Genomic DNA, 1,018 nt, shown 5'->3' on the forward strand with positions numbered 1-1,018 from the left:
TGACAACTGGAAAACAACAGAACCCCAAAAGGAACCAATCTACTATTGGTGTGCTAGTTGCGAGCGGTACCGCGACCCCGATGACGTCCACGGCGAATATGACGATCTATTCTGTGACCGCTGTGGGCAACCGGTGGAACGTGTTGAACCGGATCCGTATGACGAAAGGATTTGAGATGGACAAAAATAACGATATTGAGAAGTGCGAGAACTGTGAGTGCTGGCATTACTTTAGTTCCGATATAGGACTTTGCAGGGCGCATCCGCCAAAGTTGTTTGTAACTCTAAACGGACATAATGTTTACGATTACGAAAGCTTATTCCCCGAAGTTGCCCCCACCGACTGGTGTGGCGAATACTACCGCCAGCGGGCAATCAGCAGGAAGTGACAACCTGGTCATGCCAGCGGTAACGGGTGAAAGGGAAAAGGCTGGTTAGCGTATCCTCAAGCACCGACCAGAACACATGGGGCTGTCCGGAAGCAGACTGATACTAGACTGGATCGTAAGCCATGCGTCTCAGTTGGCAGGTTCAACTCCTGCCCAGCCCCACCCTTATTTACAGCTAGGAGATACCATGACAGACACTGACTTATTCTACAAGAACGGACTGGCTTACATCGTGCAGAGAGTCGGCACCGGCTGGCGCTGCACCATCAAGGGACGGCGTCTCACCGCTACCGGTTGGGGCGCAACGAAGCGGGACGCCATCATAGCCGCTGAACTGGAGGCACAGAATGGACATAGTTGACATCACGAACCCGAAGGATTTGCCGGACGGAGAGTGCCACACGGACGACGGCACCCTGGACGAGGCGCTAACCGGCTTCCGCAAAAAGTGGAGGGGCGAACCGGTCAGCATCTACCGGCTAAACGGGATATATTATTTTGAGATTGAGGAGGATGAGGTATGAGTAAGCGAATACTGATTATTGATAACTGTAACGACTGTCCGCACTTTGACAATGAGTACTATGATTATGACGAGAGATGCAATGAACTACAACGGCATATCGTTT

General features: G+C 51.5%; 3 protein-coding genes. All 3 read left to right on the plus strand.

Annotated features, from left to right (window positions below; all coding sequences use genetic code 11):
- The first annotated feature begins 158 nt into the window (after window positions 1-158).
- A complete protein-coding gene (locus HWQ67_RS19640) occupies window positions 159-389 on the plus strand; it encodes a hypothetical protein (RefSeq protein ID WP_218254386.1) in 231 nt (76 codons plus the stop codon).
- Window positions 390-576: 187 nt separating this feature from the next.
- Entirely contained in the window at window positions 577-750 is a 174-nt protein-coding gene (locus HWQ67_RS19645) for a hypothetical protein (RefSeq protein ID WP_218254387.1), read from the plus strand.
- On the plus strand, window positions 737-913 hold the full coding sequence (locus HWQ67_RS19650) for a hypothetical protein (RefSeq protein WP_218254388.1): 177 nt from the start codon (window positions 737-739) through the stop codon (window positions 911-913). Before HWQ67_RS19645 ends, HWQ67_RS19650 begins: the two co-directional genes overlap by 14 nt.
- The last annotated feature ends 105 nt before the right edge of the window (window positions 914-1,018 follow it).

It is taken from the genome of Candidatus Magnetobacterium casense (assembly GCF_019173545.1).
Taxonomy (GTDB): domain Bacteria; phylum Nitrospirota; class Thermodesulfovibrionia; order Thermodesulfovibrionales; family Magnetobacteriaceae; genus Magnetobacterium; species Magnetobacterium cryptolimnobacter.